20 protein-coding genes are annotated in these 22,007 nt (G+C 67.7%); 17 read left to right on the forward strand and 3 right to left on the reverse strand.

The genetic code is table 11. The features are described from left to right. The first annotated feature begins 11 nt into the window (after positions 1–11). The 9 genes from ACYVDG_RS21930 to ACYVDG_RS21970 all read left to right on the forward strand — a co-directional run bounded on the left by ACYVDG_RS21930 (position 12) and on the right by ACYVDG_RS21970 (position 9,321). Positions 12–1,001, forward strand: a complete 990-nt coding sequence (locus tag ACYVDG_RS21930) for an electron transfer flavoprotein subunit alpha/FixB family protein (protein ID WP_460756732.1) — start codon at positions 12–14, stop codon at positions 999–1,001. Between the two features lie 373 nt (positions 1,002–1,374). Beyond that, on the forward strand, positions 1,375–2,256 hold the full coding sequence (locus tag ACYVDG_RS21935) for a cytochrome b/b6 domain-containing protein (RefSeq protein WP_460756738.1): 882 nt from the start codon (positions 1,375–1,377) through the stop codon (positions 2,254–2,256). A gap of 50 nt (positions 2,257–2,306) precedes the next feature. Continuing rightward, positions 2,307–3,443, forward strand: a complete 1,137-nt coding sequence (locus ACYVDG_RS21940) for an acyl-CoA dehydrogenase family protein (protein WP_460756742.1) — start codon at positions 2,307–2,309, stop codon at positions 3,441–3,443. 54 nt (positions 3,444–3,497) lie between these two features. After that, positions 3,498–4,592, forward strand: a complete 1,095-nt coding sequence (locus tag ACYVDG_RS21945) for an enoyl-CoA hydratase/isomerase family protein (protein ID WP_460756745.1) — start codon at positions 3,498–3,500, stop codon at positions 4,590–4,592. Next, on the forward strand, positions 4,589–5,566 hold the full coding sequence (mmsB, locus tag ACYVDG_RS21950; protein WP_460756749.1) for a 3-hydroxyisobutyrate dehydrogenase: 978 nt from the start codon (positions 4,589–4,591) through the stop codon (positions 5,564–5,566). Before ACYVDG_RS21945 ends, mmsB begins: the two co-directional genes overlap by 4 nt. Before the next feature lie 8 nt (positions 5,567–5,574). Continuing rightward, complete coding sequence (locus ACYVDG_RS21955; RefSeq protein WP_460756754.1) at positions 5,575–6,354, forward strand: enoyl-CoA hydratase; 780 nt, start codon at positions 5,575–5,577, stop codon at positions 6,352–6,354. A 59-nt stretch (positions 6,355–6,413) separates the two neighbouring features. Then, on the forward strand, positions 6,414–7,916 hold the full coding sequence (locus ACYVDG_RS21960) for an aldehyde dehydrogenase family protein (RefSeq protein WP_460756758.1): 1,503 nt from the start codon (positions 6,414–6,416) through the stop codon (positions 7,914–7,916). Positions 7,917–7,918: 2 nt separating this feature from the next. Next, positions 7,919–9,172, forward strand: a complete 1,254-nt coding sequence (locus tag ACYVDG_RS21965) for a CaiB/BaiF CoA transferase family protein (RefSeq protein WP_460756763.1) — start codon at positions 7,919–7,921, stop codon at positions 9,170–9,172. Beyond that, positions 9,169–9,321 (forward strand): hypothetical protein, encoded by a 153-nt coding sequence (locus ACYVDG_RS21970; protein ID WP_460756767.1) that lies wholly within the window; start codon positions 9,169–9,171, stop codon positions 9,319–9,321. Before ACYVDG_RS21965 ends, ACYVDG_RS21970 begins: the two co-directional genes overlap by 4 nt. Positions 9,322–9,348: 27 nt before the next feature. Here ACYVDG_RS21970 and ACYVDG_RS21975 read toward each other — a convergent pair whose 3' ends face one another. After that, positions 9,349–9,936 carry a TetR/AcrR family transcriptional regulator gene (locus ACYVDG_RS21975; RefSeq protein ID WP_460756771.1) on the reverse strand — a complete coding sequence of 196 codons (588 nt, stop codon included), beginning with the start codon at positions 9,934–9,936 and terminating at the stop codon, positions 9,349–9,351. Between the two features lie 213 nt (positions 9,937–10,149). Continuing rightward, positions 10,150–11,025: an SDR family oxidoreductase gene (locus ACYVDG_RS21980; protein ID WP_460756774.1), complete on the reverse strand. Its 876-nt coding sequence runs from the start codon at positions 11,023–11,025 to the stop codon at positions 10,150–10,152. A 650-nt stretch (positions 11,026–11,675) separates the two neighbouring features. Between ACYVDG_RS21980 and ACYVDG_RS21985 the strand changes: the two genes are divergently transcribed. From ACYVDG_RS21985 to ACYVDG_RS21995, 3 genes are all read left to right on the forward strand, one after another. Continuing rightward, positions 11,676–12,656, forward strand: a complete 981-nt coding sequence (locus tag ACYVDG_RS21985) for a quinone oxidoreductase family protein (RefSeq protein ID WP_460756779.1) — start codon at positions 11,676–11,678, stop codon at positions 12,654–12,656. 46 nt (positions 12,657–12,702) lie between these two features. Continuing rightward, positions 12,703–13,488: an enoyl-CoA hydratase/isomerase family protein gene (locus tag ACYVDG_RS21990; RefSeq protein ID WP_460756784.1), complete on the forward strand. Its 786-nt coding sequence runs from the start codon at positions 12,703–12,705 to the stop codon at positions 13,486–13,488. A 143-nt stretch (positions 13,489–13,631) separates the two neighbouring features. Next, positions 13,632–15,308, forward strand: a complete 1,677-nt coding sequence (locus ACYVDG_RS21995) for an AMP-binding protein (protein ID WP_460756788.1) — start codon at positions 13,632–13,634, stop codon at positions 15,306–15,308. A gap of 108 nt (positions 15,309–15,416) precedes the next feature. On the opposite strand, the gene ACYVDG_RS22000 is transcribed toward ACYVDG_RS21995, so the two are convergent. Next, positions 15,417–16,223 carry a FadR/GntR family transcriptional regulator gene (locus tag ACYVDG_RS22000; protein WP_460756791.1) on the reverse strand — a complete coding sequence of 269 codons (807 nt, stop codon included), beginning with the start codon at positions 16,221–16,223 and terminating at the stop codon, positions 15,417–15,419. Between the two features lie 246 nt (positions 16,224–16,469). Here ACYVDG_RS22000 and ACYVDG_RS22005 point away from each other — a divergent pair, with 246 nt between their 5' ends. The 5 genes from ACYVDG_RS22005 to ACYVDG_RS22025 are packed head-to-tail and all read left to right on the forward strand — an operon-like array spanning position 16,470 to position 21,970. Beyond that, positions 16,470–17,636 carry an acyl-CoA dehydrogenase family protein gene (locus tag ACYVDG_RS22005; RefSeq protein WP_460756795.1) on the forward strand — a complete coding sequence of 389 codons (1,167 nt, stop codon included), beginning with the start codon at positions 16,470–16,472 and terminating at the stop codon, positions 17,634–17,636. 1 nt (position 17,637) lies between these two features. Then, positions 17,638–18,432 (forward strand): SDR family NAD(P)-dependent oxidoreductase, encoded by a 795-nt coding sequence (locus ACYVDG_RS22010; protein ID WP_460756799.1) that lies wholly within the window; start codon positions 17,638–17,640, stop codon positions 18,430–18,432. Between the two features lie 3 nt (positions 18,433–18,435). After that, complete coding sequence (locus ACYVDG_RS22015) at positions 18,436–19,638, forward strand: thiolase family protein (protein WP_460756806.1); 1,203 nt, start codon at positions 18,436–18,438, stop codon at positions 19,636–19,638. 32 nt (positions 19,639–19,670) lie between these two features. Next, positions 19,671–21,020 (forward strand): acetyl-CoA hydrolase/transferase family protein, encoded by a 1,350-nt coding sequence (locus ACYVDG_RS22020; RefSeq protein ID WP_460756810.1) that lies wholly within the window; start codon positions 19,671–19,673, stop codon positions 21,018–21,020. After that, positions 21,017–21,970: a hydroxymethylglutaryl-CoA lyase gene (locus tag ACYVDG_RS22025; protein WP_460756813.1), complete on the forward strand. Its 954-nt coding sequence runs from the start codon at positions 21,017–21,019 to the stop codon at positions 21,968–21,970. The genes ACYVDG_RS22020 and ACYVDG_RS22025 overlap by 4 nt, the downstream gene beginning before the upstream one ends. Positions 21,971–22,007 lie beyond the last annotated feature (37 nt).

A 22,007-nucleotide genomic window follows, 5' to 3' on the forward strand; every position in this document is an offset into this window, starting at 1 on the left:
AAGACTGCATCATGGCAAACACCGGAAACGTCCTGGTCCTGATCGAGACCACCATCGAGGGAAGACCGAAGTCCACGGCCGCCGAGCTGCTCGGCGCGGCCGCTCAGATCGGCACACCGGTCGCCGTCGCCGTCACTGCCCCTGGGCAGGGCGGGGCCTTGGCCGGGCAACTCGGCGCACTGGGCGCCGCACACGCCTACCTGGCCGAGTCCGCGACCGTCGCCACCGAGCTGGGGACCGCCCAGGTTGGCGCCCTGGCTGACGCCGTGGCCGCCTATGGCGCGCATGTAGTGCTGGTACCGGCCGCAAACGATTCCAAGTCCGTGGCCGGGCGACTGGCGATCGTGGCCGGGGGCTCGGTGGCCGCCGACGTGGTCGGGGTCCGTTATGACGAGGAGGGCCGGGAGATCGTCACCGAGCACTCCGTGTTCGGTGGGGACTTCACCTCCGAGTCCACCGTCGAGGGTGGGCTGATGATCGCCACCGTCCGCTCCGGCTCCATCGAGGCCCGTGCAGATGCCGTCGCCTCCCCGCAAGTTCGGTCCGCCATGGTGGCCACCGCGGCCGCCCCGGGGGCGCGGATCGACGACGCCGTGGACACGCCGGCCGAGACCGACCGTCCCGAGTTGCGTGGGGCCAGGACCGTGGTCTCAGGCGGCCGCGGGATGGGGTCGAAGGAAGACTTCTCCCTGGTCGAGGACCTCGCCGACGCGCTTGGGGCGGCCGTGGGCGCCTCCCGGGCGGCCGTGGACGCCGGCTACGTGGCGCAGTCCCACCAGGTCGGCCAGACCGGTGTCTCCGTGACCCCGCAACTCTACGTGGCCCTGGGGATTTCCGGGGCGATCCAGCACCGGGCCGGGATGCAGACCTCCAAAACCGTCGTGGCGATCAACAAGGACGAGGACGCCCCGATCTTCGAGGTCGCCGACTTCGGGGTCGTCGGTGACGTGTTCTCTGTGGTTCCGCGGCTGATCGAGGAGATCAACAACCGCCGGAACTGATCCGGGTAGCCGTCCGGCCACACGCGAGCTTGTGCTGCCAGCGCCTGCCCTGAAGGAAGTAGAAGGACTGAGAATGCCCATGGCCAGCGATAACAACTCTGGCGGCGCGGGAAATACCCCGCAGGAACGCACCGGTGCCCCCGGTCGGCGCCGCATGGCCGGCGACCGGTCGGCGGTGCCCGGCCGGGACACGGCGGGGCAGGAGGGCGGTGCGCGAGCGGCGAAGCCGTCGCGGATGGGCGCGAGCTCCTCTGCGGCCGCTGGTCCGGCTGCCGCCTCCTCAGCAGGAGCGGGGGGCACACCGAGGGGTTCGGCGTCGCGGACGGCACCCGCATCCGGGGCCGGGGCGGGGCGCCCGGCGTGGGTGAGGCCGGTGTCGGTCACCGCCGGACTGGTCGTCGTCGCGTTGGTAGTCGTGCTGGCCGCCCGTTGGCTGCGGACCCTGGAGCCGGTCCAGCAGTTCATCGCCACCTATGACGGGCATGCTTCCCAGCCGGAGGCGGCCCCGGAGGGGATGCCCTGGTGGAAGGGCTGGCAGCACTTCTTCAACATGTTCTTCATCGTGCTGATCATCCGCACCGGTCTGCAGGTGCGCACCGAGCGCAAGCCACCGGGTTACTGGACGGCCAAGGAGAACTCGTTCTTCTCCCCGAAGGGCAACGCCCCGAAGAAGGTGTCCCTGTCCCAGTGGCTCCACCAATCGTTGGACGTGCTCTGGGTGGCCAACGGAATCATCTTCGTGGTCTTGCTGATGGTGACCGGGCACTGGATGCGGATCGTGCCCACGGACTGGGACATCTTCCCGAACATGCTCTCCGGGGCCATCCAGTACGCCTCACTGGACTGGCCCACCGAAGACGGGTGGGTGCACTACAACGCGCTGCAGGTGATGGCCTACTTCGTCACCGTGTTCATCGCGGCTCCGCTGGCCGTCATCTCCGGGATCCGGTTCTCGACATCGTGGCCGGAGAAGGCCGAACGCCTCACCAAGCTCTACCCGGTCGAGTGGGCGAGGGCCGTGCACTTCCCGGTGATGCTCTACTTCGTGGCCTTCACGATCGCTCACGTGTTCCTGGTGTTCTTCACCGGTGCCCTGCGCAACCTCAACCACATGTACACCTCCCGGGACGTCGTGGACTGGTGGGGCCTGGTCATCTTCCTGGCCTCCCTGGTGGTCATCGCCGCCGCCTGGTTCCTCTCCAAGCCCTTGTTCACCACACCCATCGCCCAGCGCATGGGCAAAGTCTCCAAGTAACCCCGACCACGCCCGCACGTCGGGGCGGACCCGGAGGAAGGACCGCAGTCATGTACCACGTCACCGAGGAACAGCGGGCCCTCGTGGAGGCCGTTCGCAGCTTCGCCGCCGAGCGGATCGCCCCCTACGCCCTGCATTGGGACGCAGAGAAGCACTTCCCCGTGGACGTCCTCGCCGAGGCGGGAAAACTCGGGTTGGGCGGCATCTACGCCACTGAGAAATACGGCGGGGCCGGACTGGAGCGCAAGGACGCTGTCCTCATCTTCGAGGAACTGGCCAAGGCCGACCCGGCGCTTGCCGCCTACATCTCCATCCACAACATGGTCGTGTGGATGATCGACGCCTTCGGGTCCGATGAGCAGCGCACCCAGTGGATCCCGCAGCTGGCGAGTATGGAACACCTGGGCAGCTACTGCCTCACCGAGCCCGAAGCCGGGTCGGACGCAGCGGCCCTGAGTACCCGCGCGGTCCGGGACGGTGACCACTACGTCCTCAACGGGGTCAAGCAGTTCATCTCCGGGGCGGGCTCGTCTGAGCACTACGTGGTGATGTGCCGGACCGCGGACACCAGCTCCAAGGGCATCTCCACGCTCGTGGTCCCGTCGGACACCCCCGGACTCTCCTTCGGCCCGAACGAGAAGAAGCTGGGATGGAACACCCAGCCCACGCGCCCAGTGATCTTCGAGGACGCCCGAGTCCCCGTAGCCAACCGGCTCGGGGAGGAGGGCGACGGCTTCCACATCGCCATGAAGGGACTCAACGGCGGCCGGATCAACATCGGCGCCTGTTCCATCGGCGGCGGCCAGGCGGCCCTGGAGAAGGCGACGGCGTACCTGAAAGAACGCACGGCGTTCGGCGAGCCCTTGACCAGCAAGCAGTCCCTCGTCTTCAACCTCGCGGACATGGCCACGGAGCTGGAGTCGGCCCGCACCTTCCTGATGCGGGCTGGCGACGCCCTGGACCGCAATGACCCGGACACGGTGCGGCTGTGCGCCATGGCAAAGCGGGTGGCCACCGACGCTGGATTCGAGGCCGCGAACACCTCCCTCCAGCTCCACGGCGGCTACGGCTACCTGCACGAGTACGGGGTGGAGAAGATCGCCCGCGACCTGCGGGTCCACCAGATCCTCGAGGGATCCAACGAGATCATGCGGCTGATCGTCGGCCGGATGCTGGTCGAAGGCTGACACTGCCACGGCCGCGGGACCGGTCGAACCAGTCACGACGCCTGAAAGGAATCCATGAGTACGGAAGCCAAGCCAGTCGGGCCTTCTGAACCCGAGGTGATAGTCCGGCGGGCCGGTCGGCTCGGCCACCTCATCCTGAACCGCCCGAAGGCCCTGAACACGCTGACGCACGGCATGGTGGACACCGTCCGCGCTACCCTGGCGGACTGGCGCGAGGACAGCGGGGTCCGGACCGTCCTGGTGACCGGTACCGGCGAGAAGGGGCTGTGCGCCGGCGGCGACATCGTCTCCCTTTACCGTGCTGCCGTCGACGGCCGCCCGGAGGCCGGTGAGGCCTTCTTCGCGGCCGAGTACGCGATGAACGCGCTGATCGCCGACTACCCCAAGCCCTACGTCGCCTTCATGGACGGCATCGTCCTGGGCGGCGGAGTGGGTATCTCCGCCCACGGCTCGAACCGCGTGGTTACAGAGCGCACCCGTGTAGGTATGCCGGAGACCGGCATCGGGTTCTTCCCCGACGTCGGCGGAGCACGCCTGCTCCGCCGGGCCGGTGCCTTCGGGACCCACATGGCCCTGACCTCGGGCCACGTCACCGGGGCGGACGCCGTTGCCCTCGGCTTCGCCGACCACTTCGTCCCCTCCAACGCACTCGACGGTCTGGCCCGTGCCCTCGAGGTCACCGATGCACCGGAAGCGATCGCAGCCTCGGCAACCGATCCGCCCGGCGCGCCTCTGGAGGAGCACCGCCAGTGGATCGAATCCTGCTATGGACGGGGCACCGCCGAGGAGATCATCGCCGCCTTGCAAGCGGACGGGGATCCGGCGGCGGCCAAGGCGGCCTCCCAGATCCAAGCCAAGTCCCCGACGTCGGTCAAGGTGACCCTGGAACTACTCCGCCGGACTCGGGAGACGGACACGGTCCAGCAGGTCCTCGAGCGCGACTACCGGCTGGCCTACCACCTGCTGCGCGGCCACGACATGCCCGAGGGCATCCGAGCCCAGCTGGTGGACAAGGACCGGAACCCGCAGTGGGACCCGGCCACCCTCGAAGGCGTCTCGGACGCCGACGTCACTGCGCTGTTCGCACCGCTCAGTGACGGCCTCGAGCTCTCACAGCACCTCTCAGAGACCAAGGAGACCGCCTCATGACCGAGAACACGGCTGGAACCGGCGGCCCTCTGCCGGACATCGCCTTTATCGGACTGGGCAACATGGGCGGCCCGATGGCCGCCAACCTCGTCCGGGCCGGCTACCGGGTGACCGGATTCGATCTCGCTCCGGAGACACAGGACAAGGCCCGGGCCACCGGGGTGCGGATCGCCGAGTCGGCTCCGGACGCCGTCCGGCGGTCCCAGCTGGTCATCAGTATGCTGCCGGCCGGCCGCCACGTGCTCGGCGCCTACCAGGGCAGCGATGGCTCCGACGGCCGCGAGCCCGTCGAGGGCCTGTTGGCTGTCGCCGCGCCCAACACCCTGTTCATCGACTGCTCCACCATCGCGGTCGAGGACGCGCACGCCGTGCACGAGATCACGACCGCGGCCGGTCACCGCAGCCTGGACGCTCCAGTCTCCGGCGGCACCGTGGGGGCTGAGGCCGGGAGGCTGGCCATGATGGTTGGCGGCTCGACCGAGGACTACGCCGAGGCCCTGCCGATCCTGGAGGTGGTCGGAAAGCGCGCGGTGCACTGCGGCGGAACCGGCGCCGGACAAGCGGCCAAGGCCTGCAACAACATGATCCTCGGCGCCTCCATGATCGCCGTCTCGGAGGCCTTCGTCCTCGGCGAGAAGCTGGGCCTGAGCAACGAGTCGCTCTTCGACGTCGCCTCCAACGCCACCGGACAGTGCTGGGCGCTGACCACCAACTGTCCGGTGCCCGGTCCGGTTCCGACTTCACCGGCCAACCGGGATTACCAGCCCGGATTCGCAACGGCGCTGATGGCCAAGGATCTCGGCCTGGCCCGGCACGCCATCGAGTCCACCGGCACTCAGAGCCGGATGGGACTGCTGGCCGAACAGATCTACGCGGGCTACGCCGAAGGCGATGCAGGCACGAAGGACTTCTCCAGCATCATCGAGCTGATCCGCGAGCACTCCGGTGCCTCCACCGGACCCACCGAGAAGTGAGGACCACCATGGCCGCTGGCTACGAGACCATCCTGACCAGCACCGAGGGCCGGGTCGCGACCATCACCCTGAACCGGCCGAAGGCCCTCAACGCCCTGAACAACCAGCTCAGCCACGAGCTCATCGACGCCGCCACCCGCTTCGACCATGACCCGGGCATCGGGGCGATCGTCCTGACAGGTTCCGAGAAGGCCTTCGCTGCCGGCGCGGACATCAAGGAGATGGCCTCACTCAGCTTCACGGAGGCCTACACCACTGACCTGTTCGGTATCTGGGAACGGTTCACGACCGTGCGGACACCGGTGATTGCGGCCGTGGCCGGGCACGCCCTCGGCGGCGGCTGCGAGCTGGCGATGATGGCGGACGTCATCGTCGCCGCGGACAACGCGAAGTTCGGCCAGCCCGAGATCAAGCTCGGTGTCATCCCCGGGATGGGCGGATCTCAGCGCCTGACCCGGGCCATCGGCAAGTCCAAGGCCATGGAGATGGTCCTGACCGGACGCGTCATGGGCGCCGAGGAGGCCGAGCACTCCGGCCTGGTCGCACGCGTGGTGCCGGTGGCCGACCTGCTCACCGAGGCTGCCGCCCTCGCGGAGACCGCCGCCGCTATGTCCAAGCCGGTCGCGATGCTCGCCAAGGAGGCGGTGAATGCCGCCTACGAGTCCACCCTCGCCGAAGGCGTGACGCTCGAACGCCGACTGAACCACGCCTGCTTCGCCACCGAGGACCAGACCGAGGGCATGGCCGCCTTCACTGAGCGCCGCGCCGCGACGTTCCGTCACCGTTGAGCCCGCCACTGTCCGCATCGACCTCACCCGAATCGCCAAGAAACCCGGAAGAGGGACCCATGACCGAGATCATCCTGGACTCCCGTGCCAGCGACATCCTGGACGGCATCGAGCAGCTGCTGTGGATCGATGGCCGCGCAGTGGAGGCGAGCACCGGCGCATGGCGCGACGTGCGCAACCCGTCGTGTCGGGGCGGTGTGATCGGGCGCGTCCCGGCAGCCGGTCCGGATGATGTGGACCGGGCGGTGGCGGCCGCGCGCCAGGCCTTCCCCGAATGGCGGAGCCTGCACTTCACCGGGCGCGCGAAGGCGCTGTTGGCCATCGCGGACGACATCGAGGCCGAGGCCGAGAAGTTCGCCCGGCTGACTGCCCTGGACACGGGCAACGCCCTGCGGACGCAGGCCCGGCCCGAGGTCAGCACGCTCGTCTCACTGTTCCGCTACTTCGCCGGGGTCGCAGGGGAGTCCAAGGGAGTCACCCTGCCCGCCGGTGACCAGCAGTTGCAGTACAGTCGCCGGGAACCGCTCGGCGTGGTCGCCTGCATCCTGCCGTGGAACTCCCCGCTGATGATCGCGGCGTTCAAGGTCCCGGCCGCCTTGGCCGCCGGCAACACGGTCATCCTCAAGGCGGCCGACGACGCTCCGTTGACCGTCCAGTACTTGGCCCAAGTCTGCCAGCGCCACGTGCCGCCCGGTGCCGTGAATTCCTTGACCGGGCGCGGATCGGTCATCGGTGACGCCCTGTCCGCGCACCCGGGCGTGGACAAGGTCTCCTTCACCGGTTCCACCGAGGTGGGCCGTGGCGTGGCCGCACAGGCCTCCGAGCGCCTGGCCCACCTGTCCCTCGAACTCGGCGGGAAGAACCCGTCCATCGTGTTTCCGGACGCGGTGGAGGACGAGGGCATCCTGGACGGCCTGCTGCTGTCGTCCCGTTTCACCCGCCAGGGACAGTCCTGCACGGCTGGCTCCCGACTGTTCCTGCACGAGGACATCTACGACGAGGTGCTCGAGGGACTGTCCGCCCGGCTCGGGGCCCTCACGGTCGGAGACCCGCTCGACGATGCCACGGACATGGGATCGGTCATCAACCAGAGCCAGTTCGACCAGATCAGCGGCTACCTGACGGACGGCCGTGACCACCCGGACCTGACCACTGTGCTGGGTGGCAAGAAGCCCGCCGAGGGACCTCTGACCGAGGGCTTCTACCACACGCCCACCATCTTCGGCGGGGCCCGCAACGACTTCCGGCTGGCCCAGGAGGAGATCTTCGGCCCGGTCCTCGTGGCCATCAAGTGGAAGGACGTGGACGAGGTGGTGAAGATGGCCAACGACTCCCACTACGGCCTGGCCGCCTACGTCTGGACTCATGACCTGGACGACGCACTGAACACCGCCCACCGGATCGAGTCCGGTTGGGTCCAGGTGAATCAGGGCGGGGGACAGGTTGTCGGCCAGTCCTACGGCGGCTACAAGCAGTCCGGGATGGGCCGCGAGGCCTCCCTCGAGGGCATGCTGGAGGGCTTCACCCAGATCAAGCAGATCAACGTGAAGCTGCGGGGTTGACCATGGCCCCGCATCCCACCGAGAACTCCGCCGCGCTGCCCCTGGACGGGATCACCGTCATGGACCTGTCCCGGGCGCTGGCGGGACCGTACTGCACCGCCCTGCTCGGAGACCTCGGGGCGGCCATCGTCAAGGTCGAGTCCGCCAAGGGCGGCGACTCCACCCGCACGTGGCCCCCCTTCGAGGGCGACCACTCCCTGTACTTCGATTCGACCAACCGCAACAAGCAGTCCATCGCGGTGGACTTCTACTCGAAGGAGGGGCGTCGGCTTCTCTGGGGCCTTGCCACCTCGGCCGATGTCCTTGTGGAGAACTTCCGTCCCGGTGTGCTGTCCACCATGGGCCTGGACCCCGAACAGCTGCGCGAGGCCAACCCCGGGCTGGTGATCGCCTCGGTCTCCGGCTTCGGGACTGTCGGGCCGCTGGCCCAGTCCGCCGGCCTGGACCAGGTGGCCCAGGCAATGTCCGGCCTCATGTCCGTGACCGGACCGGACGCCGACCACCCCACGCGGGTCGGCCTCCCGGTGATGGACATCTACGCGGGTCTGTTCACCGCCGTCGGGATCTGTGCCTCCCTGGCCGGACGCGACCGCCAGGACGGTCAGGGCAGACAGGTGGCCACATCCCTGCTCGAAGCCGGCCTGGCGATCTCCGCCTTCCAAGGCCAGAACTACCTCAGCACCGGGGCCGTCCCCTCGCCGCAGGGCAACAACCACCCCGTCCTGGCGCCCTACGGGGTCTTCCGCACCGCGGACATCCCCGCCATCATCGCCGTAGGAAGCCAGGCCCACTGGAGGGTGTTCTGCGAGGTGATCGGTGCCCCGGAACTCACCGACGATCCGCGGTTCGCCACGGGGCGGGAACGGTCAGTGAACCGGGACGCCCTGACCGAGCAGATCGAAGTGAGGCTGGCCGCCAAACCCGGGATGGAATGGGTCGAGGCCCTCCGAGAGGCCGGGGTTCCCACCGGTCCGATCTACACGTACGAGCAGGTCTTCGCTGACCCACAGGTCCAGGCCCTGGACATGGTCCAGCGCGTCCAGCGCTCCGACGGCTCGGACCTGCCCCTGCTGCGCGGCCCGCTCAACATCGACGGCGAGGCCACCCCGCTACGCAAGGCGCCGCCCGCGCTGGGCGAGGACACCCGCGCCGTGCTGGGAGGACTGGGCCTGGACGAAGTACAGATCGCAGGGCTGGTCGACGCAGGCATCGTGCGCCAAGCTGCCACGGGGGGCCGGGGGAAGGGCCGGTCGTGAGCGCGCCGACGCCGCCGGACAGCGAGCCGGTGCGGTCGGGCGGGAACGTCACCGTCACCATGGAGGGTCCGGTGGCCACCGGCACCCTGGCCAACCCCGGTCGACGGAACACCATGACGGAGCGGATGTGGCCCTGTTCAGTCCGGTGATCGCCACCCTGGTCGCTGATGGTCGGTTCAGGTGGTCGACGCGGGTGCAGATGTTGCGGGACGGGAGAGGCCCAGGTCGCTGAGGCCTGCGTGGAGGAAGGACAACAGGTTTTCCTCCACGTCGCGCCCGCCCAGGGTCCGGCGGGGCCAGGATGTCATGGAGAAGACAGCGCCGAGGGTGGACTGCACGGCCTGCGAGGTTCTTTCGTCGGGCAAGTGGGGGTAGCGCCGCCTGACCAGGCTTTCCCACCGTTCGATGTACTGTCGCTGCCGCCGGTCGAAGGGACGTTTCCACGGTTTGGTGAGCGAACGGACTTCCCGCTGGTAGAGACCGACCATGGGGATGTGGGTGATGGAGAAGCGGACATGGTGCCGCAAGGCGCGGTCCAGGTCCTGGTAGGGGTCATCGTGTACGGGGATGGTGGCGCTCATCAGCTCATCCATGGCTTCGTTCAACAGGGTCGCCAGGATTTCGTCCTTACCAGAGAACGATCGGTACAGGGCAGGCCCGCTGAGGCCGGCGCGCTTGCCGAGCTCGTCCACACTGACACCATGGAAACCCTTCTCGGCAAAGGCAGTGGCCGCAACCTGGAGTATGGTCCGTTCCTTATCCACAGCGCGAGCCTATCCCTGGTAACGATCGTTCACAATAGGTGCACTGATGGAGGGTCCGCCCGCCCACGGGAACATCGACTGCCGTCACCGGTGATGTACCCCGAGGCGTCGCTGGCGGGGAACACATCGGCTGGGAGAACTGGTCCGTAAGCGCCCCCGGATCGGCCTGGCTCGGGGCAGGGCTTCGGGCCGGAGGCGCCCGAACCGGCGGTACTAATCCTCGCCGAGGATCCTGGGTGCCACGGAACGGTGGAAGGCCTGGAACGGCTGGACGTTCCGGGCCGGTTCCGGAACGACCCAGGTCCGCGCACCGTTCGGGGCGCCGCCGTCGACCCGGATCACGGAGCCGGAGGTGAAGCCGGAAGCGGGGGACAACAGGTAGGTGATCGCGGCAGAGACTTCGGACTCGGTCCCCCAACGCTGGAGGGGGATCTCGCCGCGCAGATCGCGCTGCATGTAACCGTCGTCCTCAGGGTCATAGGTATCCAGCCCGGAGGAGGCGATCGACCCCGGGGCCACGGCATTCACTCGGACGCCCGCGTCGCCCCACTCGGCAGCGGCCGTCTCGGTGAGGTTCCACATGGCTGACCGGGCAGCGCCCGAGTGCCCGTACATGGGCCAGCCCATCCACATGTCGGCGATCAGGTTGACCATGGAGCCTCCGTGTTGCTCCATCGTCCGGTTGAAGACCTCGCGCATGACGATGAATCCGCCGACCACGTTGGTCCGCATGACCGCTTCGAAACCCTTGGTCTTGATCGACTTGAGTGCGCCTCGGTACTGGCCTCCGGCGTTGTTGACCAGACCGTTGATGCGGCCGTGCTCAGACAGGACCGCATCAACGATCTCCACCACGCGGTCCTCGTCGCGGATATCTCCGGAGTACGTGGAGACTGAGCCGCCGTCCTTCCGGATCTCGTCAGCGACGGTGTCCAGCTTCTCCTGCTTGCGCCCTATGAGCGCCACGTGGGCACCCAATGAGGTCAGCTCATGGGCAGTGCACCGTCCGATGCCGCTGCCGCCCCCGGTGACCATCACGGTCTGACCGGCGAAGAGGTCCGGTCGGAAGGCCGATTGGTAAGCGTTCATGATCTTTCTCCAGCGGTTGTTGGCGGTGGTTCCGGACAGGACCAGGTTCGCGGAGACGCCCCCTCCACTGTTCTCCGCTTTCCGCGGCCGCGGTCCGAACCATCCCGGTCAGCCTCGCCTTGCTGCTGGCCAGGCACGCCTGCGCCGACGTGCATGTGCCCGGCCGAGGTGGACGAGGTCAGCACGTTGGAGACAGCCGCACTACCAACGGACTTGTCAACGGGGCTCAGAACCGGGGGGCATCCGCATCGGTCAAGAAGAGCCGGGTGGGCTTGTGGCCGTCGACGCCGCGCGTGCCCGGTCAACGCTCTGCACATCCGGTGACGCACCGGGGGTCTTGCGGCTCTCGCGGACCGGCACGGCGGACTCCTGCCCCGGCGGCCAGGGCCGTCTCCGCGTAGTTCCGCCAGGGCGAGTCCTCGTATGCCGCTTCGGATGCCGGTGGGCGGACCGTCACGAAGCCTCCAGAGTGCAAGTAACAGCTAATGAGCGATACTCTATAATGGTCAGTCCATTATATTCAAGGTATGTCTGGTGCCGCTCAGGTTCGACAGGGCAGGCCGTCGGGGTCGGTCGGACGGGTTCTGGGCCGAGGGTTCGGGGCTGCGAGCGCGCCGCAGGATGGTGATGATGAGACCGAAAGAGGCGGTATGCAGGCCATTCAGATGAACGCGTTCGGTGGACCCGGGGTCCTGGTCCCGAGCTCGGTGGCCGACCCCGAACCCCGCGAGGGTTGGGTCACGGTGCGATTGCAGGCCAGTGCGTTGAACTGGCATGACACCCTGATGCGCCAGGGCTTGTACGGTTCGCCTTTGCCCATCATTCCGGGGGCGGACGGGGCGGGCGTGGTGGCCGAGACCGGAGAGGACGTCCTCATCCTGCCGTCCCTGTTCTGGGGCGAGAAGGAATCCGCGCCCGCGCCGGGCTTTGAGATCCTCGGGGACCATCGGAACGGGACCTACGCAGAGCTGGTATCCGTTCCCGCCGGTTCCGTCTTTCCGCGGCCGTCCGGGTGGACCGCCGTGGAGTCCGCTGCGTTTCCCTTGGTCGGTGTCACCGCCTACCGTGCCTTGTTCACCCGCGGCCGCCTGGCCGCAGGAGAGTCCTTGCTGGTGATCGGCGCCAGTGGCGGGGTGGCCACTATGGCCGTTGCGCTCGCCGCCGCCGCGGGCGCCAAGGTCACCGTCACTTCCGGGTCGCCGGACAAGATCGCCAGAGCCCGCGGCTTGGGGGCGACCGCCGGCATCGACCATTCGGCTCCGGGTTGGGTCGAGGAGGCCCGGCGCTCAGCCAACGGCGGTGAGGGCTTTGATCTCGTGCTCGACCCCGTCGGCCGGGTCGACGAATCCATCGGAGCCCTCCGGCCCGGTGGCCGCTGCGTGGTCCTCGGGGCCAATGCCCGAGACACTGCGCCCCTGGCCACGCGCTCCTTCTACTTCGGTCAGTACGACCTGCTTGGAACCACCATGGGAAGCCCTCGGGACTTCGGCGGGCTACTCCAACTGGTCAGGGCCGCTTCGGTTCGCCCGCCCGTCATCGACCGGGTCTTCCCCTTGGGGCAGGCCGCCGATGCCCACCGTTACCTGGAATCCGGCGGGGGGTTCGGCAAAGTCGTTCTCGACCACGGCTGAATACCTCCCCACCAGTGCGGCGTCCGAGAACAACGAAAGACATGCCATGACCTCGAACAGAACCATTCGCCACGGTCGCGACGGATCCGTCCTGACACTCACCCTCGACGACCCGTCCACCCGGAACGCCCTGGGGGACGACACCCTGGATCAATTGCTGGCCGAGTTGGAGGCTGCCCGGCTGGACGAGTCGGTGCGCGTGGTGGTGCTGCGCTCCGCGGACCGGAAGGTCTTCTCCTCCGGGGGCAACCTCAAGGATTTCACGGACGACCGCCCCGTCATTGAGAAGTACGCCGGGCTCGATCGTTTCCCGCGGCTCTACCGGGCCTTGGGAGGGCTCGGAAAGCCCATCGTCTGTGCGGCGGAAGGCGACGTGCTTGCCGGTGCCTTCGGCCTCGCCCTCGGCTGCGACTTCATCGTGGCGCGGGAGGGAGTGCGCTTCGGTTGCCCGGAGATCAACGTGGGGGTCTTCCCGTTCATGATCTCGGCGCTGATCTACCGCAGTGTCCCGCGGTCCAAGGCCAACGAGCTGATGATGACCGGTGAACTTATCACCGCTGAAGAGGCCCAGCGCATGGACATCGTCAACCGCGTGGCACCCCGGGAGAGTTTCGAGGAGGAGCTCTCCCGGCTCACCGGCCGACTGGCCACACGATCCCCGCTGCTGCTTCGGATGGGAAAGGACGCGCTGGATGCCACTAGGGACATGCCCTTCGACGATGCGCTGGGTTACCTGCGGTCCCAGCTGGCGCTGGCCTTCGCCACGGAGGACGTCCGCGAAGGGGTCGCGGCGCTGAAGGAGAAGCGCGAACCGCGGTGGCAGAGCCGCTGAACTGCCGGGCAGGTCTGAAGTAAGCCCCAATTCTACATATTGTGCTAATGGTCTGACCTAAGTAACATGCTGGTGAGCCGCGTCACAGCCGTGGTCGGCGGCAAGGTCGAGTTGGGGCCCAGAGCGGCTCGGAAGTAGGAATGATGGCTCTCGCGACAGTCCATGACCGCTATCCCCCGGAGCAGATCGACCGCTTCCACGCGGAGGGGGTCTGGGGCGAGCTCTCCATGTTCGGCGAACTGGAGAAGCAGGCGGTCCAGCGTGGCGACAAGGTCTTCATTACGGACGACACCAGCCAGTACACCTATCGGCAGGTACGTGACGAGGCCCTGAGGATTGCTGTTGGCCTGGCAAGGCTCGGGGTGTCCCGGGAAGACACTGTCGCCATCCAGATGCCCAGCTGGGCGGAGTTCGCCCCGCTGACGATGGCCGTCAACCGCTTGGGCGCCGTCATCGTCCCCATCCAGCCCATTTACCGCGAGGACGAAGTGGGGCACATCATCGAGACCGCTGGCGCCAAGGTCGCCTTCACGGTGACCGCGTACCGCGGCTTCGATCATGCCGGGATGTTTCGGGCGTTCCAGGACACCGCCCCGAGTCTCGAGCACGTCATCACGGTGCGGGGAACCGGCCCCGAAGGAACCCGGACCCTCGAGGACCTAGTGGACGGGATCACGGTCGAAGGGGACGCTGGCGATCTGCCGGAGGGTTCCGGCCCGAACGACCCTTTCGCCATCGTGTTCTCTTCGGGTACCACGTCCAAGGCCAAGGGATGCCTGCATACCTTCAACACGCTGGCCGCGTCGGCCAGGATCCAAGGGGGGAACTACCGCTACGGCGAGCAAGATGTGCAACTCGGCCCTAGTCCGGTCACTCACACCACCGGGCTCGTCACGAGCATCATCCTGCCCCTGATCCACGGGGCGGCGACGCACGTGATGGAGCGGTGGGACCCGGAGAAGGCCCTGGAACAGATCAAGGAGCACGGCTGCACCGGCACCATCAACGCCTCGACCTTTCTGCAGAACCTGCTGAGCGTCTATGATCCCGAGCGCCACGATGCCTCCTCCATGCGGTTCTGGACCCTGGCAGGCGCACCCATCCCGGCATCGCTGGTTGAGAAGGCCCGGCGGATGCTGCCGAACCTGTCCGTGTTGAGCCTCTACGGCCGGACCGAGAACACCACCATGACCATGTGCACGCTGGATGACGACCCGGAGCGCTCCCTGGCGTCGGACGGAAAGCCGTTGCGCGGCCAGGAGGTGGTCATTCTCGGTTCAAAGGACGAGGTCCTGCCTCCGGGCGTGGAGGGGGAGATCGGCTACCGCGGCGGCATGTGCATGCTGGAGTACGTGGGTCAGCCGGAGCAGACGGCGGAGTCGTTCACGACCGAGGGCTATTCGAAGTCAGGTGACCTGGGTGTCTTGGATGAGGACGGCTATGTTCGGGTGACCGGCCGGCTCAAGGACATCATTATCCGCGGAGGCATGAATATCTCTGTGCGCCAGGTGGAGGACCTGCTATCGGCCCACGAGGCGGTGGACATGGTTGCGGTGGTCGCCATGGAGGACGAGGCCATGGGGGAGCGGGCCTGTTGTTACCTGGTTCCGGCCTCCGGCCGCGACCCCCTGACCCTGGAGCAGATCAAGGATTATCTCACGGGTCACGGCCTGGCCATTCAGAAGGTTCCGGAGCGCCTCGAGGTCGTCGAGGACGTTCCCACCACGCCCACCGGCAAGGTCCAGAAGAACTTGCTGCGGGCCGACATCGCCAAGAAGCTCAGGGAGGCCGGAGGGCCCAACGAGTCCATGCCGGTCTGACGGGGATCCGGCCCGTCGAGGGTAAGCCCACGCAGAGGCGCCGGGCAGTCATCTCACAGTGACCGCCCGGCGCCTCTGCGTTGTGTCGCTCGGTTCGTATTCGATGCCTCAGCGCCGAACATTGATGCCCGTCCGTTCCTCGACCTCGAGGATCGCCTCGGCGTAGGAGTGGACGTGCCGGGACATGCGGCGGACCGCCGCGTCGTAGTCCTTGGCGCGGATGCCCCGGGTGATGGAACGGTGCGCCTTGACCGTGGTGGCCCGGACCTCGTCGTCGACGAACCCCTGGTTGTCAGTTCCCTCGTAGATGGCCTGGGACAGGGCGCGCATCATGCCGGAAAGCAGTTCGTTGTGGCTGGCCTCGGCGACGGCCACGTGCCAGTCGACGTTGGCCTGCAGGAACTCTGCCAAGGAGGGACCCTTGGCGTCCTCGATCCTCGTGTTCAGCTCCTCCAGCCGGTCGAGGTCCTCATCGGTGCGGTGCCTGGCGGCGAGACCGGCGCACTGGGGTTCGATGGCCTCGCGTGTCTCCAGGAGGTCGTCCAGGCGGATCTGGCGTCCTCGGATGAGTAGCTCCACGGAATCGGCCATCGAGTCGCTGTCCGGGCGGCGCACGAAGGCCCCGCCTGAACGGCCGGTCCGGATGGTGACCAGCCCCTGGACCTCCAGGATGCGCAGACTCTCCCGGACCGTCGTCCGGCTCATGGAGGTCTGGGCCACCAGCTCGCGCTCCGGGGGCAGTGAGCTCCCCTCGGGGAACTCGCCCCGGAGGATGCGTTCGCGTAGATCGCCCGCCAGGACATCTGAGGCTTTCGGTACCCGCAGGGGGGAGAGGGTTGCGCGGGGAGTGTCGGGACCTGTCGTCTCGGCGTCAGGCGCTGCGCCGTCCCGGTCACCGTCGGTCTGTGTACTCATGGATCCTCCGGAATGGCGGCGGGAGCGTCCTCTGAATCGAGGGGCGTTGGCCGTCGTGTCGGTACTGGCCGGTCTTGCGGAATGGACAGTCCAACAGCCTGATGGCAAGAAGCGAATAGTTCTCGTGTCGTGACACTATCACCGGGGTCGCGATAGTTATTCGGTCTGACCTTTGCTATGGTTCATGAGTTGGGTGATACGACCGTACCCCCGCGCCAAGAGGCACCCCGGGCTAGGAGGCCACTCATGGACTTCGAGGTGACAGAAGACCAGCAGGCGATCAAGGACGCGGTGTCCGGACTCGCCTCCCGCTTCGATGCCCAGTACTGGATGGACAAGGACTTGGCGAAGGAATTCCCCACGGAGTTCTATGACGCCTTCGCCTCCGGCGGCTGGCTGGGCATGACCATCCCCGAGGAGTTCGGCGGCCACGGGATGGGCATCACTGAGGCATCCATACTCCTTCAAGAGGTGGCCGCGTCCGGGGCTGGCATGAACGGAGCCAGCGCCATGCACCTGTCCATCTTCGGCATGCACCCCGTGGTGGTGCACGGCAACGAGGAGATGCGGCGGAAGCACCTGCCGCGGATTGCCAACGGGGACCTGCACGTGTGCTTCGGCGTCACCGAGCCCGGAGCTGGTCTGGACACCACCCGGATCAGCACCTTCGCTCGCAGGGACGGCAACGACTACGTGGTCAATGGCCGCAAGGTCTGGATCTCCAAGGCTGTGGAGTCCGAGAAGATGCTGCTCCTGACCCGCACCAGCCGACCTGAGGATGTGGAGAAGAAGACGGACGGCATGACCCTGTTCTTCACGGACATCGACGGTGATCACGTGGACATCCGCCCCATTAAGAAGATGGGCCGCAACGCCGTCACCTCGAACGAGCTGTTCATCGACGACCTCCGGGTCCCGGAGGAGCACCGGATCGGCGAGGAGGGCAAGGGGTTCACCTACCTGCTCGACGGCCTCAACCCCGAACGAATGCTCGTAGCCGCCGAGGCACTCGGGATCGGTTACGCGGCGCTGAAGGCCGCCACGCAGTACGGCAACGACCGGGTGGTCTTCGAGCGGCCGATCGGAAAGAACCAGGGTATCCAGTTCCCTCTGGCTGACTCCTTGGCCCGCCTGGAGGCCGCCGAACTCATGTTGCGCAAGGCCACCTGGCTCTACGACAACGGCAGGCCGTGCGGCAAGGAGGCGAACATGGCCAAGTACCTGTGCGCCGACGCCGGCTTCGACGCAGCCGACCGCGCTCTGCAGACCCACGGGGGCATGGGCTACTCCGAGGAGTATCCGGTGGCCCGGTTCTTCCGTGAAGCCCGGTTGACACGCATCGCCCCCATCAGCCAGGAGATGGTCCTGAACTACCTGGGCTCACACGTACTGGGCCTGCCGAGGAGCTACTGAGATGACTGCAGACACCACACCCGCCGTGCGACGGGACTACCCCGCGGCCTTCTCACTGGCTGGCAGGTCCGCACTGGTAACGGGGGCCGGCTCAGGGATCGGTGCGGCCGTAGCCCGAGCTTTCGCCGCTGCCAACGCCGCCGTACTGGTGACGGACATCGACGAGGCCGCGGCCCGGTCCGTGGCCGAAGGCATCGCGGCTGACGGCGGTCAGTCGGATCACGCCGTCCTGGATGTCCGCGACGAAGGCCGGGCGGCCGAGACGGCGCGCAAGGCGGCCGCACTGAACGACGGGACCCTGAACATCGTCGTGAACAACGCCGGTGCCATCGCCCCCTCCATGTTCCCGAAGATGACCGCTGAGCAGTTCCAACGCATCGTCGGCATTCACCTGGGCGGTTCCTTCACCGTCAGCCAGGCGGCCGAGCAGTACCTTCCCGACAACGGAACCGGGCGGATCCTCAACGTCACCTCCGCTGCCGGGCTCACCGGCACGATCGGCCAGGTGAACTACGGGTCCGCCAAGGCCGGTGTCATCGGCCTCACCAAGTCGCTTGCCAGGGAGCTGGCCCGGCGGCAGGTCACCGTCAACGCGCTCGCCCCCCTGGCGGCCACGGCCATGACGGAGACCGTCCGCACCAACGAGAAGCTGGCGGCCAAGCAGCTGTCGCGGATCGCCATGGGCCGTTGGGCCGAGCCTGAGGAGATAGCCCCGAGCTTCGTCTTCTTCGCCTCCGATGCCGCGAGCTACATCACCGGTCAGGTACTGCCGGTCGATGGTGGGACGGTGGTCTGAGCCATGGCGAAGTCCACACGCCAGTTCACGAACCCGTTCATCGAGAACGGACGCGACGCCTGGATCGTCGAGGCCCTGCGTACCCCCATGGGCAAGGCCCACCCCGAAAAGGGCTGGTTCAGGGACGTGCATCCCAACGAGCTGCTCGGCCGGGTCTACACGGCGCTCCTTGGTTCCACCGCTCTGGCGCCTGACGATGTCGAGGACCTGGTCATCGGCTGTACCGCGCCGTTCGGCGAGCAGTCCCGGAACATCGCCCGCAATGCCTGGCTGCAGGTCGGCTACCCGCCGGAGGTCCCGGCGACCGTCCTGGACCGCCGGTGCGGATCGGCCCAGACCGCGGTGGAGATGGGGGCCGGGCTGATCTCTTCGGGCACCCATGACGTGGTCATCGCCGGCGGTGTGGAGCACATGGGGCAGGTGCCCATGAACGCCCCGCAGGAGATCTCCAAGCTCTACGGGGATCCCTGGCCGGAGGAGTTGCGGTCCCTGTACGAGTTCGTCCCCCAGGGAGAGAGCGCAGAGCTCATCGCGGACCGCTGGGGTATCACCCGTGAGCAGATGGACGACTACGCCGTCCGGTCACAGTCCCGGGCCGCGGAGGCGGTCGCCCACGGCAGGTTCGACCGGGAGATGATCCCCTGGGAGACGCACGGAGAGCTGCACGCCAGTGACCAGGCCATCCGTTCGGGAACCTCACGGGACACCCTGGCCGGCCTCAAGGCGGTCTTCAGGAAGGACGGGCGGATCACCGCCGGGTCCTCCTCGCCGATCTGCGACGGTGCGGCAGGGGTGGTCATCGCCTCAGACAGCGCGGTCGAACGCCACGGCCTGACCCGCAGGGCCCGCATCTTGGACCAGACGACGATCGGCGTGGACCCGGTCATCATGCTCACCGGGCCGATCCCGGCCACCCAGAAGCTGCTCAAGCGCAACGGCATGACGATCGACGACATCGACCTGATCGAGGTCAACGAGGCTTTCAGCTCCGTGGTGCTGGCTTGGGAGCAAGAGCTGGGTCCGGACATGGACCGGGTGAACGTCAACGGCGGGGCCATCGCCCTCGGCCACCCGGTAGGCGCTACCGGGTCTCGGCTGTTCGGCACACTCTTGGCCGAAATGGAACGCCGCGACGTGGAGATCGGCCTGGTCACCATGTGCTGCGGCGGTGGTCTCGGCACCGCCACGCTGGTCCAGCGCGTCTGAGGACGCAATGCGCGACAACGAAGGAGGAGTGCGTGGACGTCCACAGGATGAGATCCCTGCTCGGCCAACAGGCCGACGTGTGGTGGGGGCAGGGGGCCGGCGAGCCGGTCAGCCTGGTCGACACGTTGCTGGACGTCTCAGAAGCCCAGAAGAATAGGCAGACCGCGGCCCCCGCGGCGAGGGCTTTCAGCGGATTGAGCCTGAATCCCCGCCTCGGCCGTCCCCTGCCGGATTCGCTTGAGCTCCTCTCCTACGGGGCGCTCGGGCAGCTGCGCTGGCCTGCCGCCGCGGGCAGGCTCGAAGTCATCCCCGCGCACTATTCGGCCCTACCGCGTCTGTTCGCCCGAGGCCTGTTGCCGACCGACATCGGGCTCGTCCAGGTCTCCGCGCCGGGTCCGGACGGACGGGTCAGCCTGGGCGTCGCCGTCGACTATATGGCTGACGCCTGGGCACACACCCGGACTCTGGTAGCCGAGATCAACCACGCCATGCCGATCACCCGTGACGCGCCCACGCTGCCATTGGACGCTTTCGCCGCCACCGTCGAGGTGGACCGGCCGCTCGCCGAGATGGTGTTCCGTGCCCCCGACCGCGTGGACCGGGCGATCGCCGGGCACGTGGCCGGGCTCATCGATGACGGCTCCACCCTGCAGTTGGGAGTGGGGTCCCTTCCCGACGCCGTGCTGTCAGCCCTCGCCGATCACCGCGATCTGGGCTTTCACTCCGGCATGATCACGGATTCCGTCCTGGACCTCGTCGAGTCCGGAGTGGCCACCGGGGCCCGCAAGGAAGTCGATCCAGGGCTCGTCACCACCGGCTCGGCACTGGGGTCCACAGCTCTGTACGACCGCCTCGGACCTGACGGACCGGTCTCCTTCCGCCCGGTGAGCCACACTCACCACCCGGCTGTGCTCGCGCAGCTGCGCGGCCTGGTCTCGATCAACTCGGCACTCGCCGTGGACCTGTCCGGCCAAGTGGGGGCGGAACGGGCCGGGGGCCGCTGGCTAGGTGCAATCGGCGGCCAGGCCGACTTCAGCCGCGCCGCCGCTCAGACGGGGGCACGCTCGATCATCGCTCTGCGCTCCACGAACCAGGGCGCTTCGACCATCCAGACGGCGCTCGATGCCGGTCTGGTCACCACCGCGCGCGCCGATGTGGACATCGTGGCCACCGAGCACGGCATCGCCGAGCTGGCGGGTGCCACGGAAGCCGAGATCGCCCGGCGGCTGATCGCCATCGCCGCCGAGGAGCACCGCGAGGGCCTGACCCAGGCCGCTGTCGCCTCCGGCGTTCTGCCCCGCACCCAGCGCCTGGGCGGTGGGTCCGCCACACAGGGCGCCCGAAGAAATGGCCAGTACAACACCCGGGAGGTGTCCGCATGACGCTGGACCAGACCCAGACCAACGCGACCCCGGGGGAGGAGCGCACGGCCACGATCCGTGAGGTCGGACCCCGCGACGGCTTCCAGAACGAACCCGAGACCATCGCCACCGCCGACAAGGTCCGGCTCATCAACGAGTTGGGACAGACGGGCCTCACCCGCATCGAGGTGGCCAGCTTCGTCCGTCCTGACGTCATCCCCCAGCTGTCCGACGGGAGGGAGGTGCTTCGCGCCATCGACCTGCCGGAGACGGTCGAACGAATGGTGCTGATCCCGAACTCCAAGGGCCTGGACAACGCTCTGACCTGCCGGGAGCTCTTCGATGCCTGCACGCTGTTTGTCAGTGCCTCGGAATCGCACAACAAGGCCAACATCAACCGGACCGTGCGCGAGACGATGCAGGACGTGAAGTCGATGGGGCGCCGGATCGTGGCTGAGGGGGTCAAGTCCGGGGCGGTGATCGCCACCTCGTTCGGCTGTCCCTATGAGGGCCACGTGCCCATGGGCCGGGTGCTCGACCTGGCCGAGGAGTTCGCGGACGCGGGCGCCGCCGAGCTGGGCTTCGGGGACACCACGGGCATGGCGAATCCGGCCTACGTCCACCGGTTCTTCACCGAGGCGGCCCGTCGCCTCCCAGGCGTGGAGCTGACGGCCCACTTCCACAACACCCGCGGACAGGGCCTGGCCAATGCCTATGCCGCCCTGGAGGCCGGATGCCGTTCCTTCGAGTCCAGCTTCGGTGAGCTGGGCGGCTGCCCGGTGCCGAAGGGCGCCACAGGCAACATCGCCACCGAGGACCTCATCAGCATGTTCCACGAGATGGGGGTGCGGACCGGTGTGGACCTCGAGGCCGTGATCGGCGCTTCCCGGCACGCCCAGGACATCCTCGGCCGCAAGCTGACCAGCCACTCGATCGTGGCCGGCCCCATCGACTGGAACACGGCCGCCTGACGCGTTGCGAACCAGCCCGCCATCACGCACGACCCGC

The organism is Nocardiopsis oceani (genome assembly GCF_054777395.1).

Bases quoted from the DNA above. Each gene is read 5' to 3' on its own strand.
- ACYVDG_RS21930 (WP_460756732.1), top strand. From the start codon at position 12: ATGGCAAACACCGGAAACGTCCTGGTCCTGATCGAGACCACCATCGAG.
- ACYVDG_RS21940 (WP_460756742.1), top strand. From the start codon at position 2,307: ATGTACCACGTCACCGAGGAACAGCGGGCCCTCGTGGAGGCCGTTCGC.
- ACYVDG_RS21945 (WP_460756745.1), top strand. From the start codon at position 3,498: ATGAGTACGGAAGCCAAGCCAGTCGGGCCTTCTGAACCCGAGGTGATA.
- mmsB (WP_460756749.1), top strand. From the start codon at position 4,589: ATGACCGAGAACACGGCTGGAACCGGCGGCCCTCTGCCGGACATCGCC.
- ACYVDG_RS21955 (WP_460756754.1), top strand. From the start codon at position 5,575: ATGGCCGCTGGCTACGAGACCATCCTGACCAGCACCGAGGGCCGGGTC.
- ACYVDG_RS21960 (WP_460756758.1), top strand. From the start codon at position 6,414: ATGACCGAGATCATCCTGGACTCCCGTGCCAGCGACATCCTGGACGGC.
- ACYVDG_RS21965 (WP_460756763.1), top strand. From the start codon at position 7,919: ATGGCCCCGCATCCCACCGAGAACTCCGCCGCGCTGCCCCTGGACGGG.
- ACYVDG_RS21980 (WP_460756774.1), bottom strand. From the start codon at position 11,025: ATGAACGCTTACCAATCGGCCTTCCGACCGGACCTCTTCGCCGGTCAG.
- ACYVDG_RS21985 (WP_460756779.1), top strand. From the start codon at position 11,676: ATGCAGGCCATTCAGATGAACGCGTTCGGTGGACCCGGGGTCCTGGTC.
- ACYVDG_RS21990 (WP_460756784.1), top strand. From the start codon at position 12,703: ATGACCTCGAACAGAACCATTCGCCACGGTCGCGACGGATCCGTCCTG.
- ACYVDG_RS21995 (WP_460756788.1), top strand. From the start codon at position 13,632: ATGGCTCTCGCGACAGTCCATGACCGCTATCCCCCGGAGCAGATCGAC.
- ACYVDG_RS22000 (WP_460756791.1), bottom strand. From the start codon at position 16,223: ATGAGTACACAGACCGACGGTGACCGGGACGGCGCAGCGCCTGACGCC.
- ACYVDG_RS22005 (WP_460756795.1), top strand. From the start codon at position 16,470: ATGGACTTCGAGGTGACAGAAGACCAGCAGGCGATCAAGGACGCGGTG.
- ACYVDG_RS22010 (WP_460756799.1), top strand. From the start codon at position 17,638: ATGACTGCAGACACCACACCCGCCGTGCGACGGGACTACCCCGCGGCC.
- ACYVDG_RS22015 (WP_460756806.1), top strand. From the start codon at position 18,436: ATGGCGAAGTCCACACGCCAGTTCACGAACCCGTTCATCGAGAACGGA.
- ACYVDG_RS22025 (WP_460756813.1), top strand. From the start codon at position 21,017: ATGACGCTGGACCAGACCCAGACCAACGCGACCCCGGGGGAGGAGCGC.